The following is an 18469-nucleotide window of genomic DNA, read 5'->3' on the forward strand; positions in this document are numbered from 1 at the left end:
GGTTCTCGGAAAAATTTCTTGTCAGCGCGCGACGATCGATGTCCACCATGGCAGTGGCCGTTGCACGCGCACGGGCAGATTGCGTTCCAGCAAGTCCAGCGCGCGGTCGGGGTCGTCGGCGGGGAATACGCCCATGACGAGCATGTCGGCGACTTCCGGCGCCACGCCCAGATAGCCTTTGCGGTAACGTCCCAGCTCATTGACGAGCGTTTTCAAGGGGAGGTTGTCGGCCAGCACGACGCCCCGGCTCCACGCTTGGCGGGCGGGGTCGGCGCGCGCGGTGGACAGGATGCGTTCGGCATTGAAGCGGGCTTGGCCGCCTGCCATGACGTTGACCGTCGCGCCGGCACGGTTGCGCACCGCCACTTCGCCGTCATAGACGTCCAGTTGAACCTGGTCTTGCGCCAGGCGCACGCTGAAACGCGTGCCCAAGGCCTGCATGCGTCCAAAACGGGATTCGACATAGAACGGCCGCCGCGCAGGGTCGGGTGCCGTATCGATCAGGATCTCCCCGGCCAGCAGCGTCAAGCGGCGGGCGGCGTCGCGGTAATCCACATCCATTGCGCTTCTGGCGTTGAGCCAGATTCTGGATCCGTCTGTCAGCAGCAGGTCGCGCCGTTCTCCCGTGCCGGTGGCGTGGTCGGCGGCTAGCGCCAGTGCCTGATCGCGCAGCGGCGTATGGCGCCACCCCTGCCAGCCCAACAAGCTCGTGCCCAGCACGATGGCGCCGCCGCCCAGCAGTCGACGCCGTTTGAGCACGCCTTTGCGAGCCGCGGCGGCGCCCGCCAGCGCCGCTTCGCCTCCACCCACGCGCAGCGGCTCGAACCGCTGGCTGACGGCTTCGACGTGATGCCATGCCGTGGCGTGCTCGGTTCGCTCGCGCAGCCAGGCCTGCCACGCCTTCCTGTCCTGCTCGGTGACGCGATCCGCGCGCAACAGGGCAAACCAGTCGGCGGCCTGTTGCAGGCTGTCGAAATCGGCCGCCTGCAAGCGGCCTGGCGAGGGCGCGGCCCCATTGCCGGGAGGCGGATTTGGCAACGGCGGCGCCATGCTCCTATCTGCCCAGCCCGGCATCGATCAAGGCGCATTGCAGCATGCCCTGGGCGATGTATTTCTGGACCATGCGTTCCGACACGCCGAGGTCCCGGGCGATGTCGCGGTAGGGCACGCCGTCCACCTGCGCCAGGATGAAGGCGGTGGCGGCCTTGTGCGGCAAGCGGCTCAGCATCGTGCCGATTTCCATCAGCGTTTCGATGACCAACGCGCGTTGCTCTGGCGACGGTTCGAACGATTCAGGGCGCGTGGCCAGTGTGTCCAGCCAGGCTTGTTCGACCTCGCGGCGGCGCCAGAAGTCCGCGCACAGGCCATTGGCCATGGCGCGCAAATAGCCCCGTGCCTCTGGAAAGCTCTTGAATCCTTGCGAGGCCGGCTTGCTGAGCAGGCGAAGGAAGGCGTCATGGGCCAGGTCGGCGGCGTCGGCCGCGTTGCCCAGGCGGCGTCGCAGCCACCCTTGGAGCCATTCGTGGTGATCGCCGTAGATCACGTCCATGGACGGTGCCGCACCGTATCCGTCAGCCTTCATTCCTGTTCAAGCCCGCGGCGCTGGGGCCTCTCCGTCTAGATTTTGCAAACGACTCTAATTCGCATTCGCAAGAATGGAAGCGAATCATACATCATGGCAAAACCCTTGGCATCAGCCTGGCGCGGGATTCCGCCAGGCAGCGCAATGAAGGCATTCGACAGTTGCGCCCAGCATGGCGTTGCGCTCTGGGGCCAATCCCATGCCGCGGTTGTCGCGCCTTATCCCGCGCCGTCCCGATCCAGCGACCGCAATCGTTCCGGAATCTGATAGCGCTGGCCGTCGAACTTCAGCGTGCGGGGCGTCTTGCCTTTGTCGACGACCTTTTCCTCGCAATCGCCGCGCACCACGGCCGCGCGGCTCGACTCGTACGATTCGCTCGTGATGATGTCGCGGTATTCGTGGGTGACCGTGTCGGCCATGGACAGGGTGACGGCGCGGCTGGAGAACTTGCCTGCGCAGTTGGTGTCCCATTCGCCGCCGGAGCGGTGCACGATCAGGCCGTCCAGCACCATCGCCAGGCCCTTGGGGCCGATGTCGAACAGGCGCAGGCTGGTTTCGCCGAAGGGGTTGGCGCGCGAGGCGCCGACGCGGGAAATCCGCAGGCCGAAGGCGCGGCGGCCGGCGGTCACGTCGTAGCGGGCGGTGTCGAAGGACACGTCGGACAGGCGTACGGCATCGTCCGACATCACCCCTTCCAACCGGAGGTCGTGGCGGATCTTCAGGGTGGCGCGGTCCAGCACCAGGATGCGCAGGTCGCCCTGGTGTCCATCGTCCTGATTCGGCGTGTCCTGCATCAGGGGAATGGCCGCCAGCAGCAGGTCGGGTTTGGCGGGCCATGTCTTGCACGTCACGGCAAAGGGTTCGCCGTAGTCGGCATCGGCGATCCGCAGGACGATGTTGTCCTGTCCCAGGCGGATGTTGCCTTCGTTATCGGCGCTCGGGGCCCGCGGGTAGGCCGCGCGCACGATGTCCGCGGCCTGCGGGCAGGCGTCGCGGGCCGCCTGGGCGGCGCCGGAGGCGAGCAACGCGGCCAGTGACGTGGCAAGGGCCAGATGACGGATCATGGGGTGAAGCTCTCCGGATTGGATGCGCCTTCGGCCTGCGCCTTCGGCGTCGCAAGCATAGCCCAGTTTATCGGCGCGGCCGCCTGCGCGCGGCCATCGCGGCCATCGCGGTCGCGCACGGATCCACTGCCGCTCATTGCACATGCGTGGGCGTGGCGGTGCGCGAGGCCTGGTTGGGCATGGGCTCCTGCGCCAAGGTGCCTGGCTCGGTGGAGGAGGGCCGTATCACGACGGCGTTGTGGCTGTCGTTGGCGCCCAGCTTGGGCAGGTCGGCGGGCCGCGCGGCCAGGGTGGCGAAGGGGCCGCCGCCATTGGACGGCATGCCGTCCAGCGTCAGGTTGGCCGCCCACAGGCCGTCGCGGCGCGACAGCACCTGGTAGCGCTGGGGGCCGCCTGCCATGCGAGCCACTACATATAGCGTGCCATTGACGAGATGGATCGCCGGTGGCGAGGCGGCTTCGGCCTGCAGCCTGGCGGGCTTGCCGTGCTCGACCAGCCAGAGCGGACCGTCCGCGCGTTCGAGGATCGCCAGCACCACGTTGCCTTGCGCGTCGGCATCGACGGCGGGGCGGCCGATGTAGGGCACGCCCAGGTCGACGGGCGCGCTCCAGTCCATTTCCATGTCGGTGGTGTCGCCGGCTTCCTCCAGCCGCGTCAGGTGATTGTTGGCGCGTTGGCGGAAATAGAGTTCGACCCGGTGTTCGTGGTTGCGGATCGCGGCCAGCCCGCCGGCGGCCTCCGGCGCGGCCACGCGGCGCCAGGGCTGCCAATCGGGGCGCTGGCCTTTGGCGGCCGGCAATTGGCGCGTGTAGAACAACTGGCCGCCGCCCGCCGACGCAAACACGATGTAGCGGCCGTCGTCGCCGCGCACGACCGCGGGGGCGCCGGTGGCGCCGTCCAGCGGCGGCAGGCTTTGCCAGTGGCCCCAGCTGCCGTCGATGCCGGACGGCGCGATCCAGTGCAGCAGGCCGTCGTAGCCGAGCGCGACGGCGGCGGCTTCGCCGCGCGGCGCCACCGCCGGGATCTGGCTGACGCGGATCCCGGCCAGCGCCTGCCAGCCCTGCCAGGTGCCGTCGTGGCGCTGTTTGTTGGCCCAAACGCCGCCCAGCGGATCGCGCGCCATCAACCCGGCGGTGCCGTCGGCGTGGCCGAAGGTGACCAGCGGACCGCCGGTGCGCCCGCCCAGGCTCTGCCAGCGGCGCTGGCCGGAATCCCAGCGATTGACGGCGGCATTGGTTTCGCCGGCGGCGTACACCACCAGGCCGTCGCGGCCATCGGGGTAGATCTGCGGCGGCATGTCCTGGCGCGAGACGTAGTAGGCGCGCTGCACCCAGGCGGCGGCGGGGCCGGCGGGTTCCTTGCAGCCGGTGGGGCCGGCGCAATAGTGGTAGTCGTTCCAGGCGTAGTGCTGGAAGATCACTGATTTGCTGGCGATCTCGTTTTCGGCGAGGTTGCTGGCGCGTTCCTGGCTGGGGTAGTCGATGTAGCCGGTCTCGGCATAGTTGCCGGGGGCGCGCAGCATGGCCGCGCGCACCAGCCGCGCGCTGGCGATATGGTCGGGATGCCCGTGTCCGGCGCAGCGCCAGCACAGTTGCGTGTAGGGCACCGTGATGGTGTCGTCCAGGTGGCGCACGGTGGTCGGCTGGTACTGGCGGATCAGTTCGGCCAGGGTGTCGACCAGTTGCTCGCGCGAGTAGACCTCGGGGTAGGGCCCGAGCGTGTCCACCATCTGCCCGGGTTCCGATTCGGTGCGGCTCAGCGGGGTGAGGCTGCCCCAGCCCTTGCCCAGCCATGGGTCTTTCAGGCGCAGATGCCACAGTTGCACACGCGGGTTGCCGCTCAGGGTGAAGCGCGCGATCTGCCGTTGGCCCGCGTGGCCGGCGCTTTCCTTCCAGAGGTCGGGCTGGCGCGCCATGTAGGCGTAGGCGGCGCGCACGCCGCGCTCGCGGCCCAGCATGTAGGTGTCGCCTTCGCCGGCGTCGCTGGCCGTCAGGTAGACCACGCGCACGCAGCCGCCGGCCGCGATGTTGGACGCGATGTCCGGGTTCATGAACAGCAGGTCGTCATCCAGGTGGGCGACGAAGGCCAGGTCCTTGATGCCGTTGCATTGCGCCAGCGTGGGCGGCGCGGCCAGGGTGGGCGAGACCAGGCAGGCGAAAAACAGCGCCTGCGCGGCAAGGGAGAGCAGGGTCGTGCGTATCCGCGTCAAGAGGCTTTGCTCCGGAAGGCTGGGATATGGAATTGCCGGTTGCGGGCATCTTAGCAAGTCATGGCGGCGCTTGCGCGGGACGCGCGGCGCCGCTGCGCAGATGCGCGCCGACGCCGGGCGCCGCCCCTAGCGCGCGCCGGCGGCCTGCAGCATCGTCGCGATGGCTTCCTGGCCGCGCTGGCGCGCATGCCACAACGGGCTGCGGCCGTCGCCGTCCGGCAGGTTCACGTCGGCGCCATTGTCGAGCAGCAGCCTGACGACCGCCTGGTGGGCGGGGCCGCCATCGCTCAGGATGATGGCTTCCAGCAGGCCGGTCCAGCCGAGCCGGTTGACATGGTTGGGATCGACGCCGGCGCGCAGCAGCATGCGCACCGTGTCGACCAGGCCGCGCTCGCACGCCGGGATCAGGGCGGTACCGCCATACCGATTGGTGCTGCGCAGGTCGGCGCCATGGCGCAGCGTCTCGGCCAGGATGCCGTTGTGGCCGCGCGCGCCGGCGTACAGGTAGGCGCTGTCCTGCATGCGGTTCTTGGCGTTGACGTCGGCGCCCGCAGCCATGAGCGCCGTGGCGACGGCTTCCTGGTTGGCCAGCGTTGCCCGCAGAAGGGGCGTATTGCCGTCGGCGTCGCGCGCTTCAAGCGGCGCGCCCCGGGCCAGCAGCGCCTGGACGCGCGCAAGGTCGCCGGCGCCGGCGGCGCGCAGCAGCTCGGCGCCGGCCTCGCCTGCGCTGGCCGCGCCACTCTCCGCGACCGCCAGCAGGGCGGCCGCCAGGAACTTGCGCCAGGAACGGATGATGGACATGCCTGAGCCTCCTTGTCGTGGCAGGGAACGTGCCTCGATTATGCCGCCATGGCGCGGTCGCGACGTGTCGTCGGCCCGCCCGGACGGCCACGCCCCGCGTCGATAGCCCTTGCTCCCCTTGTCCCCTCGCGGGCGATATGGTTTGGCGAATGCGGCGGATCGCTGCAGAATCGCGGGGTTTCCCCCCGCATCCGTTCCCGCCATGGACACCTTCAACTATATGCGCGCCTTCCGGCGCATCGTGGAACTGGGCAGCCTCGCCAAGGCGGCCGAGGACCTGGACATGTCGTCGGCCGGTCTCAGCAAGCAGCTGCGCGCCCTCGAAGCCCACCTAGGAGCGGTGCTGATCCAGCGCACCACCCGCAAGATGAGCCTGACCGACACCGGCGCCGCCTATTACGCCGAATGCTGCCGGCTGCTCGATGCGCTGGATGCGCTGGAGAAGTCCGTCAAGCGCCAGTCCGGCCGCGTTTCGGGACGGCTGCGCGTGAACGCGCCGGTGTCCTTTGCGCTGAGCGTGCTGTCGCCGTTGCTGGCGCGCTTCCTGCGCCAGTACCCCGAGCTGCGGCTCGATCTGGCCATGGAGGACCGGCTGGTCGATGCGGTGGGGCAGGGCTTCGACGTGTCGATCCGGCTGCGGGCGCAACTGGATGATTCCTCCCTGATCGCGCGTCGCCTGGCGTCGCTGACGCAGGTGCTGTGCGCGGCGCCCTCGTACCTGGAGCGCCGCGGCCTTCCGGACAGCGTCGAGGCGTTGCGCGGGCATGACATCCTCAGCTATAGCCTGGCCGACAGCCCCGGTCCGGTTCCGGAGGAAGACGCTGGCCAGCCGGCCGATCCGCTGGCTGGCCCCGCGCTGATCCAGGTCAACAACAGCCTGATGCTGCGCGACCTGCTCGAGGCGGGGCTGGGGATCGGCGCCTTGCCGTCGTTCCTGGCCGGGCCCGCCCTGGCGGCCGGCAGGCTGGCGCGGGTGCTGCCCGAGCTGCCCGGCTCGCCGCGCCAGGTCTACGCCGTCTACCCGACCAGCCGCCACCTGCAACCCAAGGTCAAGGCGTTCGTCGACTTCCTGGCCGAGCACCTGCCCGCCGCCATGCGCGGCGATTCTTGACGGCCAGCGAATAAAGTCCTGCCGGCGAGCGCCTTACTCCCGGGCCTGCCCGTCCGTAAGCTGGCGTCCATTGAAACGAGATGGACGCCAACATGTTTTCGACTTCGCCTTTCGCCACTTCGGCCTCCGCTTCCGCATCCGCCGAAGCCGCCGCGCCCGCCACGCCGCTGACCGTGGATTTCTTCCATGACGTGGTCTGCGGCTGGTGCTACGTGATGTCGCCGCGCCTGCGCCAGGTGGCGGCCGAACTCGGCGTCACGGTGCGCCAGCGCAGCTTCGTGCTGCAGGAATCGCCTGAACAGATGCGTCGTGTATTCGGCTCGATGGAACGCGCCAAGCGCGTGATCCTGGGCCATTGGGAGGCCTGCGCCCGCCATGATGACACGCCGCGTATCGACATCGAGGGCATGCGCGGCGAGACCTTCGACTATCCCAGCGGCCTGGCCGGCGCGCTGGCCTGCCAGGCCGCTCACCTGCTGGCCGGCGAGGCGGGCCACTGGGACCTGTTCGACGCCATCCAGCGCGCGCACCTGAGCGAGCATCGCAACGTCGGCGATACCGCGGTCCTGCTGGACATCGCGGCGGCGCTGGGATTCGACCGCCCCGACTTTGCCCGCGTGATGCAAGGCGAAGAAGCGCGGCGGCGCGTGCGGGAAGACCGCGCGGCCGCCGCGCGGCTGGGCATTGACTCCATTCCGACGCTGGTCGCGGGACCGCACCAGGCCCGCTTGCAGACCCTGCCGCTGGCCGATCTGCGCGATCGCCTGCTGGCGCTGATGCCGGCGCGCGCCTAGGCCCGCGCCTCGCCGTCAGGCCGGCTCATCCCCCATTTTCCATTCTTCCTGTCCGCCGGACGGGGATTTCACGCATAAGGTGCATCATGAACATCCGCCATACTTCCAGACTGCTCGCCGTGGCGCTGGGCGCTGCCATCGGCTTCAACGCTTTTGCGCATGGCGCGCCGGCGCGCACGCCCGCCTCCGGGCAGGAGGTCGGCATCAGCCCATGGGGGCCGGACGACGAGATCGGCCGCCTCAACCTCATCACGCCGGCCTCGCGTGCCGCCGTCATGTCGCGTGTGGTCGGCGACAAGGTCTATGACCTGGCCACGGAATACTACGTGGGCATGCCGAGCTGGCAGGATGCTGGCGATCCCCATTACCAGTTCTGGATGACGCACACGCCGCGCGGCACCGAAGTCGATGATCCGATGGGCGTGGGCAAGGACATGAACGCGATGCGCAGCTACACCGGCACCGCGTTCTCGATGTACAGCCACACCGGCACGCACATCGACGCGCTGAACCACTTCGGCATCCACGGCAGGATATGGAACGGATTTCGCGCCGACGAACACCTGGGCGACCGCGGCTGGAAGCGCACCGGCATCGAGAAATTCCCGCCGCTGGTGGCGCGCGGGGTGCTGATCGACGTGGCCGCGCTGAAGGGCGTGGACATGCTGCCGGATTCGTATCGCATTACCCGCCAGGACCTGAAGGCGGCGCTGGCGCGGCAGAAGACCGCGCTGCAGCAGGGCGACATCGTGCTGATCCGCACCGGCCGCATGAAGCTGTACGACGACCCGGCCGCCTACATGGCCAAGCCGCCGGGCATGGGGCTGGACGCGGCCCGCTATCTGGTGGAAGAAGGCGGCGCCATGATCCTGGGCGCGGACAACCTCAGCTTCGAGACCTTCCCGTCCGAGGTCGCCGATGACTACGTGCCGCTGCATACCTACCTGCTGGCGCAGCAAGGCGTGCCCATCATCGAACTGGCGGCGCTGGACGAACTGTCGCGCGACAAGGTCTATGAGTTCGCTTTCATTGGCGGCCCGCTGAAGATCCGTGGCGGCGATGCGGCGCCGTTGCGCCCGGTGGCGATGCCGCTGCGCTGAGGACGCCGCCACGCGCGGACGGACCGCGCCTGGCCGCCGGCCGGCGCGAAGTTGCTTTTCACGCGAACACCCCCTAGGCTGGCCGCTTGCCTGCAACCCTTTCCAGGAGGCGTCGCCCATGAACCCTGTCCGCCAGCCCGCTCGCGCACCGCAAGCGCCGGATTTCGAGGCCTTGATCGAGGCCGCCGGCGACCTGATCTACACGCTCGATCTGGAAGGCCGGTTCACCTACCTGAACCAGGCCGCCGAGCGCGTGCTGGGATTTCGCGCCAGGGCGTTGATGGGCCTGCCGTTCACCGAGGTGCTGACCGAGAACTCGGCGCAGATCGCCTCGCGCCACTACCGCCAGGGCGTCCTGGGACAGGACCGCACGCCGTTCTTCGAAGTCGAGGCGCGCCATCGCGACGGCCGTATCGTCCATCTCGAGGTGCGCGCCGGTCCGCTGATGCGGGGCGGGCAAGTGGTCGGGCGCCAGGGCATCGCCCGTGACATCAACGAGATCAAGGCGCTGCAGTCGCTGGTAACCGAGAAGTCGCAGCGCGTGACCCTGTTGGAGGAGCGCACGCGCATTGCGATGGCCATGTACGCGCGCATCGCCGAACTGGTGCACGGGGCGCCTGAGGCCGGCGAGGCGGGGGATGACAAGCTGCGCGAGGCGCAATGCATGCTCAGCCGTCTGGCCGCCGAAAAGCATGGGCTGAGCGCCTCGGACCTGAAGATCCTGGGCCTGCTGGCGCAGGGGCGGTCCAATGCGGAGATCGCCGGCATCGTCCACCGCAGTCCCCACACGGTCAAGGACAGCGTCAAGAAGATCATGTCGAGGCTGGGCGCCAGGCGACGCGCCGAGGCGGTGGCCTGCGCCATCAAGGCGGGCCTGATCGCGCCGGGGCCGTGAGGCCCGGCCGGCGATCGCGGCCAGATACCCCGCTTTGGGGGAGCCATACCCCCCGTCGGTGGTCTGCCGCCAGGCGCGGCGCTGCCGCACAATCGCATTCAGTATCGGTAGAACTGGCACAAGATCACCGAAGGAGACAAGCATGAGCAAGTGGAGGAACCTGCGCGGTGTGTGCGGCGTGGTGGGATGCGTCTTGCTGGCGGCTTGCGCGTCCGGGCCGCAGGCTCGCGGTCCGCAGGCCTTGCCGGCGCAAGCCGCTATGAAGGTGGACGGACGCGAATTCCTGCCGCGCGAGCAGGTGCGCCGCTGGCAGGAGGAACTGGACGCCATGGGGCTACGCGACACCGGCTCGCCCGCGCACGAGCGCTACGTCGACCAGTTGCACGAGCGGCTGCTGGCGGCGGGCGTGCGTGACCTGCGCTTCGAATCGCTACCGCTGGCGCGCTGGTCGGCCCGGCACTGGGCCTTGCAGGCCGCGGACGGCGAGCGGATCGCCGTCGCGGGCTACGTGCCTTATTCGGGCAGAACCGGGGCGCAAGGTCGGGAGGCGGGGCTGGTGTACCTGCCGCCGGGCGCGGCGCCGGACCAGCGTGTCGCTGGCAAGATCGTGCTGTTCGACCTGCCGCGCGCCACGCTTACCGGCGATTTCTTCCATCGGCTGGCGCTGCGCGCCTACGACCCGGCCGGTTCGTTGCCGCCAGGCGCGCCGTATGCGCGGCCCTACCAGGTCCTGGAGGTGTTGACCGCGCTGCAGGAAAAACTGCAGGCGGCGGGCGCCGTGGGCGCCATCGCCATCATCGACGCGCCGGCGCAGACCGCCGAGGGACTGTATGCGCCCTACGACCGGGAGTTGCGCGCCGTGCCGGCCTTGTACGTGGACCGTGACGCGGGACGCCGCCTGAAAGCGCTGGCGGCCAAGGGCGCCGCGCTGCGGCTGACGCTGGACGCGCAGGTGGAGCAAGTGCGCACGCGCAACCTGATCGGCGTCATTCCGGGGGCGACGGATGAGTGGATCGTGATCAACAGCCACACGGACGGCACCAACGGCATCGAGGACAATGGCCCCAATGCCATCGTCGATATGGCAGGCTACCTGTCGCGCCTGCCGCGCAGCTCCCTGCCGCGCGGCGTGATGATCATGCTGTCCAGCGGACATTTCGCGGGTGGCGCCGGGGTGCAGGATTTTCTGGCGCGCCATCAGGGCGACGCGCTGGCCTCGCGCATTGCCGCCGTCGTGACCATCGAGCACCTGGGGGCGATGGAGTGGCTGCCGGACGCAACCGGCAAGCTGGCGCCAACCGGAAAATTCGAACCTGTCGGCGTATTCATGCCGCCAATCCCGGCGCTGGTGGACGCCGCCGAAGCGATGGTGCGCCAGGCGGACGCGGGGCCGGCCTTCATCATGCCACCGCTCAACCCCAAGGGGGATGGCGGCCCGAACAACGCTGTCTGGCCAGGAGAAGGGCAGTACTTCTGGGGGCGCGGCCGGATACCAACCATCAACTACATCTCCGGCCCCAACTACCTGCTCAATTACGGCGTGACCACGGCCGACAAGGTCGACTACGCGCGCATGCAACGTGAAACCGTGGCCGCCACGCAGCTGTTGCTGGACCTGTCGCGCGTGCCGTTCGGGCAGTTGCGTCCCGAGCCTGCCGCCGCTCGCTAGCCAGCGCCCGGCGGCGTCGCGCGCAGCAGGCCGCCCAATCTCCGTATATCCGCCGCCTTCGCCGCCGCCCCGCGCGCCGGCGCGGGGTTGGCCGTGCCTGGCCGATGGCGCGTGTTTCGTTTTTCCCTCAAATCCTGGATGGAGCCATGTCGTCGATGCAACCGAATCCCCCGCCGGGCCAGATGATGAACCGCCCCTTGTTGATTTCCAGCCTCCTGCGGCACGCCGACCAATGCTTCGGCAGCACTGAAATCGTATCGCGCCGCGTGGAAGGCGATATCCACCGCTATACCTATCGCGACTGCCACCGGCGATGCCGCCGATTGGCCAATGCGTTGGCCGGACTGGGAGTCGAGCCGGGCCAGCGCGTCGCCACGCTGGCCTGGAACGGCTACCGCCATCTGGAGCTGTACTACGCCGTGTCCGGATCGGGCGCCGTCATCCATACCGTCAATCCGCGCCTGCATCCGGAGCAGATCGCCTATCTGCTGAACCATGCCGAAGATCAATACGTGTTCTTCGACCTGGACCTGCTGGACCTGGTGAGCCGGGTGGCGCCGCGCTGTCCGGGCGTGCGGGGCTATGTGATGCTGTGCGGGCGCGAGCAGATGCCCGCTGCCGCGCCCTTGGCCGGCCTGTCGTGCTACGAGGACTTGCTGGCGGCCGCCGGCGAGGCCTACGACTGGCCCGAGCTCGACGAGAACACGGCCAGCGGCCTTTGCTACACCTCCGGCACCACAGGCCCGCCCAAGGGCGTGCTCTATACGCAGCGCTCCACCGTCCTGCACGCCTACGCCGCGGCGCTGCCGGACGCGCTGAATCTGTCGGCGCGCGAAACCGTGCTGCCGGTGGTGCCGATGTTTCATGTCAACGCCTGGGGGCTGCCATATGCGGCGCCGTTGACCGGGGCAAAGCTGGTGCTGCCCGGCCCCGCGCTCGATGGCGCCTCGCTGCACGCCTTGTTCGAAGCCGAAGGCGTGACCTCGGCGGCTGGCGTGCCGACGGTGTGGCTGGGCCTGCTGGACTACGTCGAGCAGAACGGGTTGGCGTTCAGCGCCTTCCGCCGCACGGTGGTCGGCGGCGCGGCATGCCCGCCGGCATTGATGCGGGCATTGCGCGAACGGCACGGTATCGACGTGGTGCACGCCTGGGGCATGACGGAACTGTCGCCATTGGGCACCAGTTGCACGCTGCGGGCGGCTGAGCTGGCGCTGCCGCAAGCGGCCCGGGACGCCATCCTGGAAAGCCAGGGCAATCCGGTGTTCGGCATCGAGTTGAAGATCATCGATGCTCAAGGCGTCGAGCTCCCGTGGGACGGCCAGGCGCGCGGCGATCTGCTGGCACGCGGGCCATGGGTTGCCGACGGCTATTACCGGGGCGGCGAATCGCAAGCTCATCCCGGTTGGTTCGCAACCGGCGACATCGCGTCCATCGATGTCGACGGCCGGCTGCGGATACGCGATCGCAGCAAGGACGTCATCAAATCGGGCGGCGAATGGATCAGCTCCATCGAACTGGAAAATATCGCGATGTCCCACCCCGCGGTGGCCGAGGCGGCATGCATCGCGGTGCCGCATCCCAAATGGGGCGAGCGGCCGCTGTTGGTGGTTGTGCCGCGCGCCGGCATGAACCTGTCGCGCGATGCCTTGTTGGCCTTGTACGAAGGGCGCATCGCCAAGTGGTGGATTCCCGATGACGTCGTCTGCGTCGAGCGGCTGCCGATGGGCGTGACGGGCAAGGTGCTCAAGCACGTGCTGCGCGAGCGGTTCAACGAGCAAGGCCAGCCCATGGGCTGAGCCGGCCGCCGCCCGCGGGCGGATCGAGGGGAAGACGATGGGCATTCCGGCCTGGAAGCTGGCCGCCTGCGCGCTGCTGTGCGCCATGGGAGCGTGCCGCGCGCAGGCGGCGGTGACGGTGTATGGCATCGTGGACGCTGGCCTGGCATACATCGACAATGGCGCGCGGCACGGCGCCAGCTCGGTGGCGATGCGGTCCGGCATACTCAGCGGCTCGCTGGTCGGGTTGCAAGGATCGGAGGAGCTTGGCGAAGGCCTGCGCGCGGTGTTCCAGCTGGAGACCGATTTCAACCTGGGCAATGGCCAGGCTGCCACGTACTACGGCGATCCCGCCAGCGCCACGGCGGCCGAGCCGCGTGGGCAACCGATAGCGGGCGGTTTCAACCGGCGCGCCTACGTCGGCGTTGAGAGCCGTCATGGCAGCTTGAGCCTGGGGCGTGACTACACGCCGCTGTACTGGTCGATGGTGGAAGTCGACCCGCTGAAGCTGGCGGGTTACGGCAACATGCAGCAGATCGTGCAATTGTCGGGCACCGGCTCCGAGCGCTTCGGCCGCGCCAGCAATGCGCTGTTCTACGCTACGCCTGTCACATCGGACGGCCTGCAACTGCGCCTGATGGGCAGCTTTGGCTCGCAAGGCTGGGGCGGTCCGGACCGACGGCCGGCCGATGCCAATCGCATGTGGGGAGCCTCGGTCGCCTACTACGCCCGCGGCGGGGCCGTGCTGACCACGGCCTACCAGCAGTTGCGCCTGCCGCGCGTGGCAGGGACGCCGCCGTTCTTCACCGGGGCGGCCGGCACCCGTCACGATCTGTTGGTGGGAGGGCGGTATCCCATGGGCAACGTGACCCTGGCTGGCGGATATTTCCGGGCTTGGCACCCCGAGCCGGGGCACGATGGCGGCACGGTTTGGGCGGGCGGAGTGATCCGGTTTGCGCGCGGTGTTCTCGCGGTCAACGTCCAGCGCGCAGTGCTGCAGCAACCGGACGGCCGCGCCCGCGCCACCGTGATCGGCGCGAGTTACGTCTATCCGGTGTCGCCCAAGATCTCGTTTTACCTGTCCTATGGCCTGTTGAACAACACGGCAGCGTCCGCGCTGACGCTGGGCGGCGTGCCGCCCGCCGGCGCGGGCGCTGACGTGCGCGCCTACGGCGCGGGCATGCGTTTCATTTTCTGAAAGGCGGCGCGGCATTCCGCGCGTGCGCCAAGCCGCCGCCACGCGCGCCATCGAGCCTGGCCAGCCGCTCGCGCCAGGCCGGCGCCGCCGAGGGATTGCATGCATGAGGCGGCAGTTCACCGGCGAGTATCGCCTCCACATTGCGCACGCAGGCCGGCGCGAACGAGGCATACAGCTCCTGGGTGTGCCCGGCCATGTGCGGGGTCAGGATGGCGTTGTCCAGTTGCCGCAGCGGGCTGTCCGGCGGCAGCGGCTCCACCTCGAACGCGTCCAGTGCAGCGCCGGCGATGAGGCCGTCGCGCAGAGCCTGGTGGACGGCGGCCTCGTCGACACAGGCGCCGCGCGCGGTGTTCAGGAGGAAGGCGCCGGGCTTCATGCGCCGCAATTCGGCCGGCCCGATCAGCTGGCGGCTGCCCGGGGTGAGCGTGGTGTGCAGGCTGACGATGTCGCTGGCCCGCAGCAAGGTATCGAGCGCGACCGCTCGCACGCCGGCCGGGACCTGCGCCGGATCCAGGCGCGGGCTGCTGGCCAGGATCTCGACGTTCCAGCCGCGCAGTCTGTCGGCCACGGCGCGCGCGATGCGGCCGAAGCCCACCAGGCCGACGGTCTTGCCTTGCAGCATCCGCGCCCGCGGCGCGGCCGGGCGGGGCGCATTGCGGCGCAGCAGGTCCTCGGTGCCGCGCAGGTCGTAGCTCAGGTTCAGCATCAGCATGATGGTGGCTTCCGCCATGCTCTGGAAATTCTCTGGCGTGGCGCCGTTGGCCACCATCAGGCCGCGCCGGCCGGCGTCGGCCAGGTCCAGCGATTCGGTGCCGATGGAGGGGAACACGACGCCGCGCAGCCGCGGCGCCGCGTCCAGCACGGCGTCGTCGATCACGACGCGCGAAGTCGCGACGATGACGTCGGCGGCGCCTACGAGTTCGCCCAGGCGTTCCGGCGGCAGCACGGTCTTGCGGCCGGGCACGGCGCGCGGGCCGCGCACCACGGTATGGCCCTGCTCGCGCAACCGCTCGGCCGCCGAGTCCAGGGCCGGATCGAGCACGAAGTCAGCGGCGATGAAAATGGTGTGGGGGGAGGGCATGGACGCTCGGCCTCATCAAGGGTTGGCCGGCAAGGCGGCGAAAATGCGATAGAGCTCGGGCTGTTCCTCGAAGCCGATGCCGGGCGCGGCGGGCAGCGAGGCATGGCCGTCCGCGATCGCGACTTCGCGGCCGAAGCCGCCGAACGCGCCGAACAGGCCGGGATAGGATTCCGCGCCGCCCAGCCCCAAGCCGGCCGCGACATGCAGCGACATCAAGTTGCCGCCATGCGGCATGATATGGGCCGCCGGCACGCCGTGGCGCCCGGCCAGGCGCACCATGCGGTGGAATTCGCCAATGCCGTAGGCCAGCGGCGGATCGGGTTGCAGCACCACCCGGTGCGGCGCCGGGCCATAGCGCAGGAAGTTCTCCGCCTCTTCCTTGGAATACAGGTTCTCGCCGCCGGCGAGCATGCCGGGATACTGTTCGCTGACGGCGCGGTAGGTGTCGAAATCGGCCGGGTCGCAGGGTTCTTCCAGCCAGCGCAAGCCGTACGGCGCCACGGCCCGCGCATATGCCAGGGCGCTGTCGCGGCCGAAAGCGCAACTGGCGTCCAGCGCCAGGTGGCTGCCGTCATGCAGCAGCGCCAGCGCGGACTCGATGCGCGCCAGGTCCTGCGCCAGCGGCAGGCCGCCGGCCTTGATCTTGACATCGCGATAGCCGGCGTCGAGATACCCCTGGATTTCGTCGCGCAGCCGGGCGCGGTCGTCGGTCGGTTTGTAGAACCCGCCGCCCGCGTAGCAGGCAATGGCGCGCGGCCGCCCGGCGCCGGCAACGCCGTAGCGGCTGGCCAGAACCTGGTACAGCGGCCGGCCTTCCAGTTTGGCGGCGGCGTCCCAGAGCGCCAGTTCCAGCGTGCCCACCGCCATCGAGCGTTCCGCGTGCGCGCCGGCTTTTTCGCGGCGCAGCAGCGCGGCCGCGACGCGGGGCGGATCGAGCCGCTGCGTATCCGGGTCCAGCAGGTCGGACGGCGGCGCGGCCAGCAGGCGAGGGATGAAGCGCTCGCGCAGCGGACCGCCGCAGGCATAGCGGCCAAAGGAGTTGAAGGCGTAGCCCACCACGCGCCGACCGTCGCGGAACTGATCGGTGGCGACGGCGACGACGGTGGCCGTCATCTCGCTGAAGTCCACCCGCGCGTTGCGCAGGTCGCATTCGATCGGGATGGTCTTTTCGCAGGCATGGACGATTTTCATGGCGTGACGGGCTGGCGGTGCAGGGGGAGTCAATCAAGGGAGGCGCCGGTGCGCCGGACGATATCGCCCCATTTCCGGTGCTCGGCGCGGATGAAGGCGCCGAACTGTTCGGGCGTTCCTTGCACGGCCGGGCTGCCGAGCCGTGCGATCTGCTCGCGCACCTCGGGCTGGTCCATGATGTCGCGCAAGGTCTGGTTGAGCCTCGAGATGACCGGCGCCGGCGTCGCCGCGGGCGCCATCAGGCCGTACCAGGCCAGCGACTCGTAGTCCGGCACGCCGGCTTCGTCCAGGGTGGGAACGTCGGGCAGCAGCGCGGAGCGCTGCTTGCTGGTGACGGCCAGGGGACGCAGGCGGCCGCTGGTCAGGTTGGGCATGGCCGAGACCATGCTGTCGATGGCGAAGTCGATCTGGCCACCCATCAGGTCTATGGCCATCGGCGCCTGGCCCTTGTAGGGAACATGCACGGCGCGCGCACCCGTGGTTGATTCCAACAGCGCGGAAGACAGGTGTTGGGGCGTGCCGTTGCCGGAAGAACCATAGGTGTAGCGGCCGGGGCTGGCCTTCAGTTCGGCCAGCAGCGCCTGCGCGTCGCGCGCCGGATTCGACTGGTTGACCAGCAGGACCAGCGGCACCGCCGCGACTTCAATGACGGGAGCCAGGTCGCGCAGCGGATCGTAGGGCAGCCTGGGGTAGAGCCACGGACTGATGGCCAGCGGGCCGCTGGAGGACAGCAGCAGCGTGTGGCCGTCGGGCTGCGCCTTGGCCACCACGTCGGTGCCGATGTTGCCACCGGCGCCGACACGGGCTTCGATGATGACGGGCTGGCCCAGCCGCGCTTGCAGGCGCGGCGCGAGGATGCGTGCCAGGATGTCGGATGGACCGCCCGCCGGATACTGGATCACGATGGTGATGGGCCGCGACGGATACGCGGACGCGTCGGCGTGGGCCGGCCGCGCCGACGCCGCGCCCAGCAGCAGCGCAGCGGCCAGCAAGCGCGGCAACGCGTGCCGCAGGCGGGTGGGGATGAGGGTCATGATGTCTCCTTGGGTCGCGCGTCCTGCGTGGGATGCGCTGTTGTGGTGGGCTTGCCTTCGTGGCGGCGCCCGGGGATCAGAGCGCGTCGATGGTGAACGACAGGCCCTGCAAGGCGTCGCCCAATGCTTGCCGTTGGCGCTCGTCCAGGGGCGTCAGCGGCGGGCGCAGGCGGTTCCAGCCGGCGTCGCCGGTGGCCTGCGCGATGGCGGCTTTCATGGCGGCGATCAGCGGATAGGCCGAGAACGCGCCGCGCAGCGCATTGAGCGCGTCCTGGCGGGCCTGGGCGTCGGCGTCGCGCCACGACCGCCACAGTTGCACGATGGGGCCGGGGTTGACGTTGGCGGTGGCGGAGATGCAGCCCGCGCCGCCCAGGCGCAGTGTTTCGAGCAACAGGGTTTCGGTGCCGGCGTAGACGCCGAAGCCCTCGGCGGAGAATTGTTCAAGGGTCCGCGTGGTGTAGGCCCAGTCGCCGCCGGTGTCCTTCATGCCCGCGACGACGACGGGATAACGCGTGAGCAGCCGTTCCACCAGCGCGTGCGAAAAGCCGACGTGCGCCACGGGCGGGATGTGATACAGGTAGACGCGCAGGCGCGCGTCGCCGACGCGCTCGATGAGTTCGCTGAAGAAGGCGAACAGGCCATCGTCGGTGATCGTCTTGTAGTAGAACGGCGGCAGGGCCAGCACGCCGGCGCAGCCGTGCGCCACCGCGGCGCGGCTCAGCCTGACCGCGTCGGGTAGCGCGCAGCTGCCGGTGCCGGGCAACATGCGCGCGGCGGGGACGCCGGCCTTGACCGCGGCGTCCAGCAGGTCGAGGCGTTCGTCCACCGACAGCGAATTGCCTTCCGAGTTGGTGCCGAACATCGCCAGGCCGCAGTCCTGCCGCGCCAGCCACAGGCAGAGGCGCGCGAAGCGCCGTGGATCCGGCAGCAGATCGGCGTCGAACGGCGTCAACACGGGGGCGAGG

At 69.5% G+C, this 18469-nt stretch carries 16 protein-coding genes; 7 read left to right on the forward strand and 9 right to left on the reverse strand.

The window, feature by feature from the left end:
- Positions 1–21: 21 nt before the first annotated feature.
- The 5 genes from DK459_RS09010 to DK459_RS09030 form a co-directional block, all read right to left on the reverse strand.
- Positions 22–1050, reverse strand: coding sequence for a FecR domain-containing protein (locus DK459_RS09010; protein ID WP_233256784.1), 1029 nt, complete (start codon positions 1048–1050; stop codon positions 22–24).
- A gap of 4 nt (positions 1051–1054) precedes the next feature.
- Complete coding sequence (locus DK459_RS09015) at positions 1055–1582, reverse strand: sigma-70 family RNA polymerase sigma factor (protein WP_006385982.1); 528 nt, start codon at positions 1580–1582, stop codon at positions 1055–1057.
- A gap of 218 nt (positions 1583–1800) precedes the next feature.
- Entirely contained in the window at positions 1801–2646 is an 846-nt protein-coding gene (locus DK459_RS09020) for a hypothetical protein (RefSeq protein ID WP_054442757.1), read from the reverse strand.
- 133 nt (positions 2647–2779) lie between these two features.
- On the reverse strand, positions 2780–4855 hold the full coding sequence (locus DK459_RS09025; RefSeq protein WP_006385984.1) for a PIG-L family deacetylase: 2076 nt from the start codon (positions 4853–4855) through the stop codon (positions 2780–2782).
- A 126-nt stretch (positions 4856–4981) separates the two neighbouring features.
- Positions 4982–5656 carry an ankyrin repeat domain-containing protein gene (locus DK459_RS09030; RefSeq protein WP_080981644.1) on the reverse strand — a complete coding sequence of 225 codons (675 nt, stop codon included), beginning with the start codon at positions 5654–5656 and terminating at the stop codon, positions 4982–4984.
- 202 nt (positions 5657–5858) lie between these two features.
- Here DK459_RS09030 and DK459_RS09035 point away from each other — a divergent pair, with 202 nt between their 5' ends.
- The 7 genes from DK459_RS09035 (at position 5859) to DK459_RS09065 (ending at position 14198) form a co-directional block, all read left to right on the forward strand.
- Complete coding sequence (locus DK459_RS09035) at positions 5859–6767, forward strand: LysR family transcriptional regulator (protein WP_006385985.1); 909 nt, start codon at positions 5859–5861, stop codon at positions 6765–6767.
- A 92-nt stretch (positions 6768–6859) separates the two neighbouring features.
- A complete protein-coding gene (locus DK459_RS09040) occupies positions 6860–7561 on the forward strand; it encodes a DsbA family protein (protein ID WP_227740147.1) in 702 nt (233 codons plus the stop codon).
- Positions 7562–7647: 86 nt separating this feature from the next.
- The gene (locus tag DK459_RS09045) at positions 7648–8661 is read left to right on the forward strand and encodes a cyclase family protein (RefSeq protein WP_110134646.1); all 1014 of its coding nucleotides are present in this window, start codon (positions 7648–7650) and stop codon (positions 8659–8661) included.
- Positions 8662–8779: 118 nt separating this feature from the next.
- Entirely contained in the window at positions 8780–9556 is a 777-nt protein-coding gene (locus DK459_RS09050) for a PAS domain S-box protein (RefSeq protein WP_006385988.1), read from the forward strand.
- A gap of 142 nt (positions 9557–9698) precedes the next feature.
- Entirely contained in the window at positions 9699–11225 is a 1527-nt protein-coding gene (locus tag DK459_RS09055; protein ID WP_110134648.1) for a PA domain protein, read from the forward strand.
- A 146-nt stretch (positions 11226–11371) separates the two neighbouring features.
- Positions 11372–13021 (forward strand): 3-(methylthio)propionyl-CoA ligase, encoded by a 1650-nt coding sequence (locus DK459_RS09060; RefSeq protein ID WP_026384059.1) that lies wholly within the window; start codon positions 11372–11374, stop codon positions 13019–13021.
- Positions 13022–13058: 37 nt separating this feature from the next.
- The gene (locus DK459_RS09065) at positions 13059–14198 is read left to right on the forward strand and encodes a porin (protein ID WP_020926432.1); all 1140 of its coding nucleotides are present in this window, start codon (positions 13059–13061) and stop codon (positions 14196–14198) included.
- On the opposite strand, the gene DK459_RS09070 is transcribed toward DK459_RS09065, so the two are convergent.
- The 4 genes from DK459_RS09070 to DK459_RS09085 all read right to left on the reverse strand — a co-directional run.
- A complete protein-coding gene (locus DK459_RS09070) occupies positions 14188–15279 on the reverse strand; it encodes a 2-hydroxyacid dehydrogenase (protein WP_110134649.1) in 1092 nt (363 codons plus the stop codon). The two genes, DK459_RS09065 and DK459_RS09070, sit on opposite strands and share 11 nt — an antisense overlap.
- A 15-nt stretch (positions 15280–15294) precedes the next feature.
- On the reverse strand, positions 15295–16470 hold the full coding sequence (locus tag DK459_RS09075; RefSeq protein ID WP_026384060.1) for an enolase C-terminal domain-like protein: 1176 nt from the start codon (positions 16468–16470) through the stop codon (positions 15295–15297).
- Between the two features lie 29 nt (positions 16471–16499).
- Positions 16500–17504, reverse strand: a complete 1005-nt coding sequence (locus tag DK459_RS09080) for a tripartite tricarboxylate transporter substrate binding protein (RefSeq protein WP_006385994.1) — start codon at positions 17502–17504, stop codon at positions 16500–16502.
- Between the two features lie 76 nt (positions 17505–17580).
- Positions 17581–18469, reverse strand: an 889-nt coding sequence (locus DK459_RS09085) for a dihydrodipicolinate synthase family protein (RefSeq protein ID WP_110134677.1), incomplete at its 5' end; no start/stop codon positions are given.

The sequence above is a fragment of the Achromobacter sp. RW408 genome, from assembly GCF_003184165.1.
Taxonomy (GTDB): Bacteria; Pseudomonadota; Gammaproteobacteria; order Burkholderiales; family Burkholderiaceae_B; genus Achromobacter; species Achromobacter xylosoxidans.

Excerpts from the sequence above, each read along its gene's own strand:
- DK459_RS09010 (WP_233256784.1), bottom strand. The coding sequence starts at position 1,050 with ATGGCGCCGCCGTTGCCAAATCCGCCTCCCGGCAATGGGGCCGCGCCC.
- DK459_RS09015 (WP_006385982.1), bottom strand. The coding sequence starts at position 1,582 with ATGAAGGCTGACGGATACGGTGCGGCACCGTCCATGGACGTGATCTAC.
- DK459_RS09020 (WP_054442757.1), bottom strand. The coding sequence starts at position 2,646 with ATGATCCGTCATCTGGCCCTTGCCACGTCACTGGCCGCGTTGCTCGCC.
- DK459_RS09030 (WP_080981644.1), bottom strand. The coding sequence starts at position 5,656 with ATGTCCATCATCCGTTCCTGGCGCAAGTTCCTGGCGGCCGCCCTGCTG.
- DK459_RS09035 (WP_006385985.1), top strand. The coding sequence starts at position 5,859 with ATGGACACCTTCAACTATATGCGCGCCTTCCGGCGCATCGTGGAACTG.
- DK459_RS09040 (WP_227740147.1), top strand. The coding sequence starts at position 6,860 with ATGTTTTCGACTTCGCCTTTCGCCACTTCGGCCTCCGCTTCCGCATCC.
- DK459_RS09045 (WP_110134646.1), top strand. The coding sequence starts at position 7,648 with ATGAACATCCGCCATACTTCCAGACTGCTCGCCGTGGCGCTGGGCGCT.
- DK459_RS09050 (WP_006385988.1), top strand. The coding sequence starts at position 8,780 with ATGAACCCTGTCCGCCAGCCCGCTCGCGCACCGCAAGCGCCGGATTTC.
- DK459_RS09055 (WP_110134648.1), top strand. The coding sequence starts at position 9,699 with ATGAGCAAGTGGAGGAACCTGCGCGGTGTGTGCGGCGTGGTGGGATGC.
- DK459_RS09060 (WP_026384059.1), top strand. The coding sequence starts at position 11,372 with ATGTCGTCGATGCAACCGAATCCCCCGCCGGGCCAGATGATGAACCGC.
- DK459_RS09065 (WP_020926432.1), top strand. The coding sequence starts at position 13,059 with ATGGGCATTCCGGCCTGGAAGCTGGCCGCCTGCGCGCTGCTGTGCGCC.
- DK459_RS09070 (WP_110134649.1), bottom strand. The coding sequence starts at position 15,279 with ATGCCCTCCCCCCACACCATTTTCATCGCCGCTGACTTCGTGCTCGAT.
- DK459_RS09075 (WP_026384060.1), bottom strand. The coding sequence starts at position 16,470 with ATGAAAATCGTCCATGCCTGCGAAAAGACCATCCCGATCGAATGCGAC.
- DK459_RS09080 (WP_006385994.1), bottom strand. The coding sequence starts at position 17,504 with ATGACCCTCATCCCCACCCGCCTGCGGCACGCGTTGCCGCGCTTGCTG.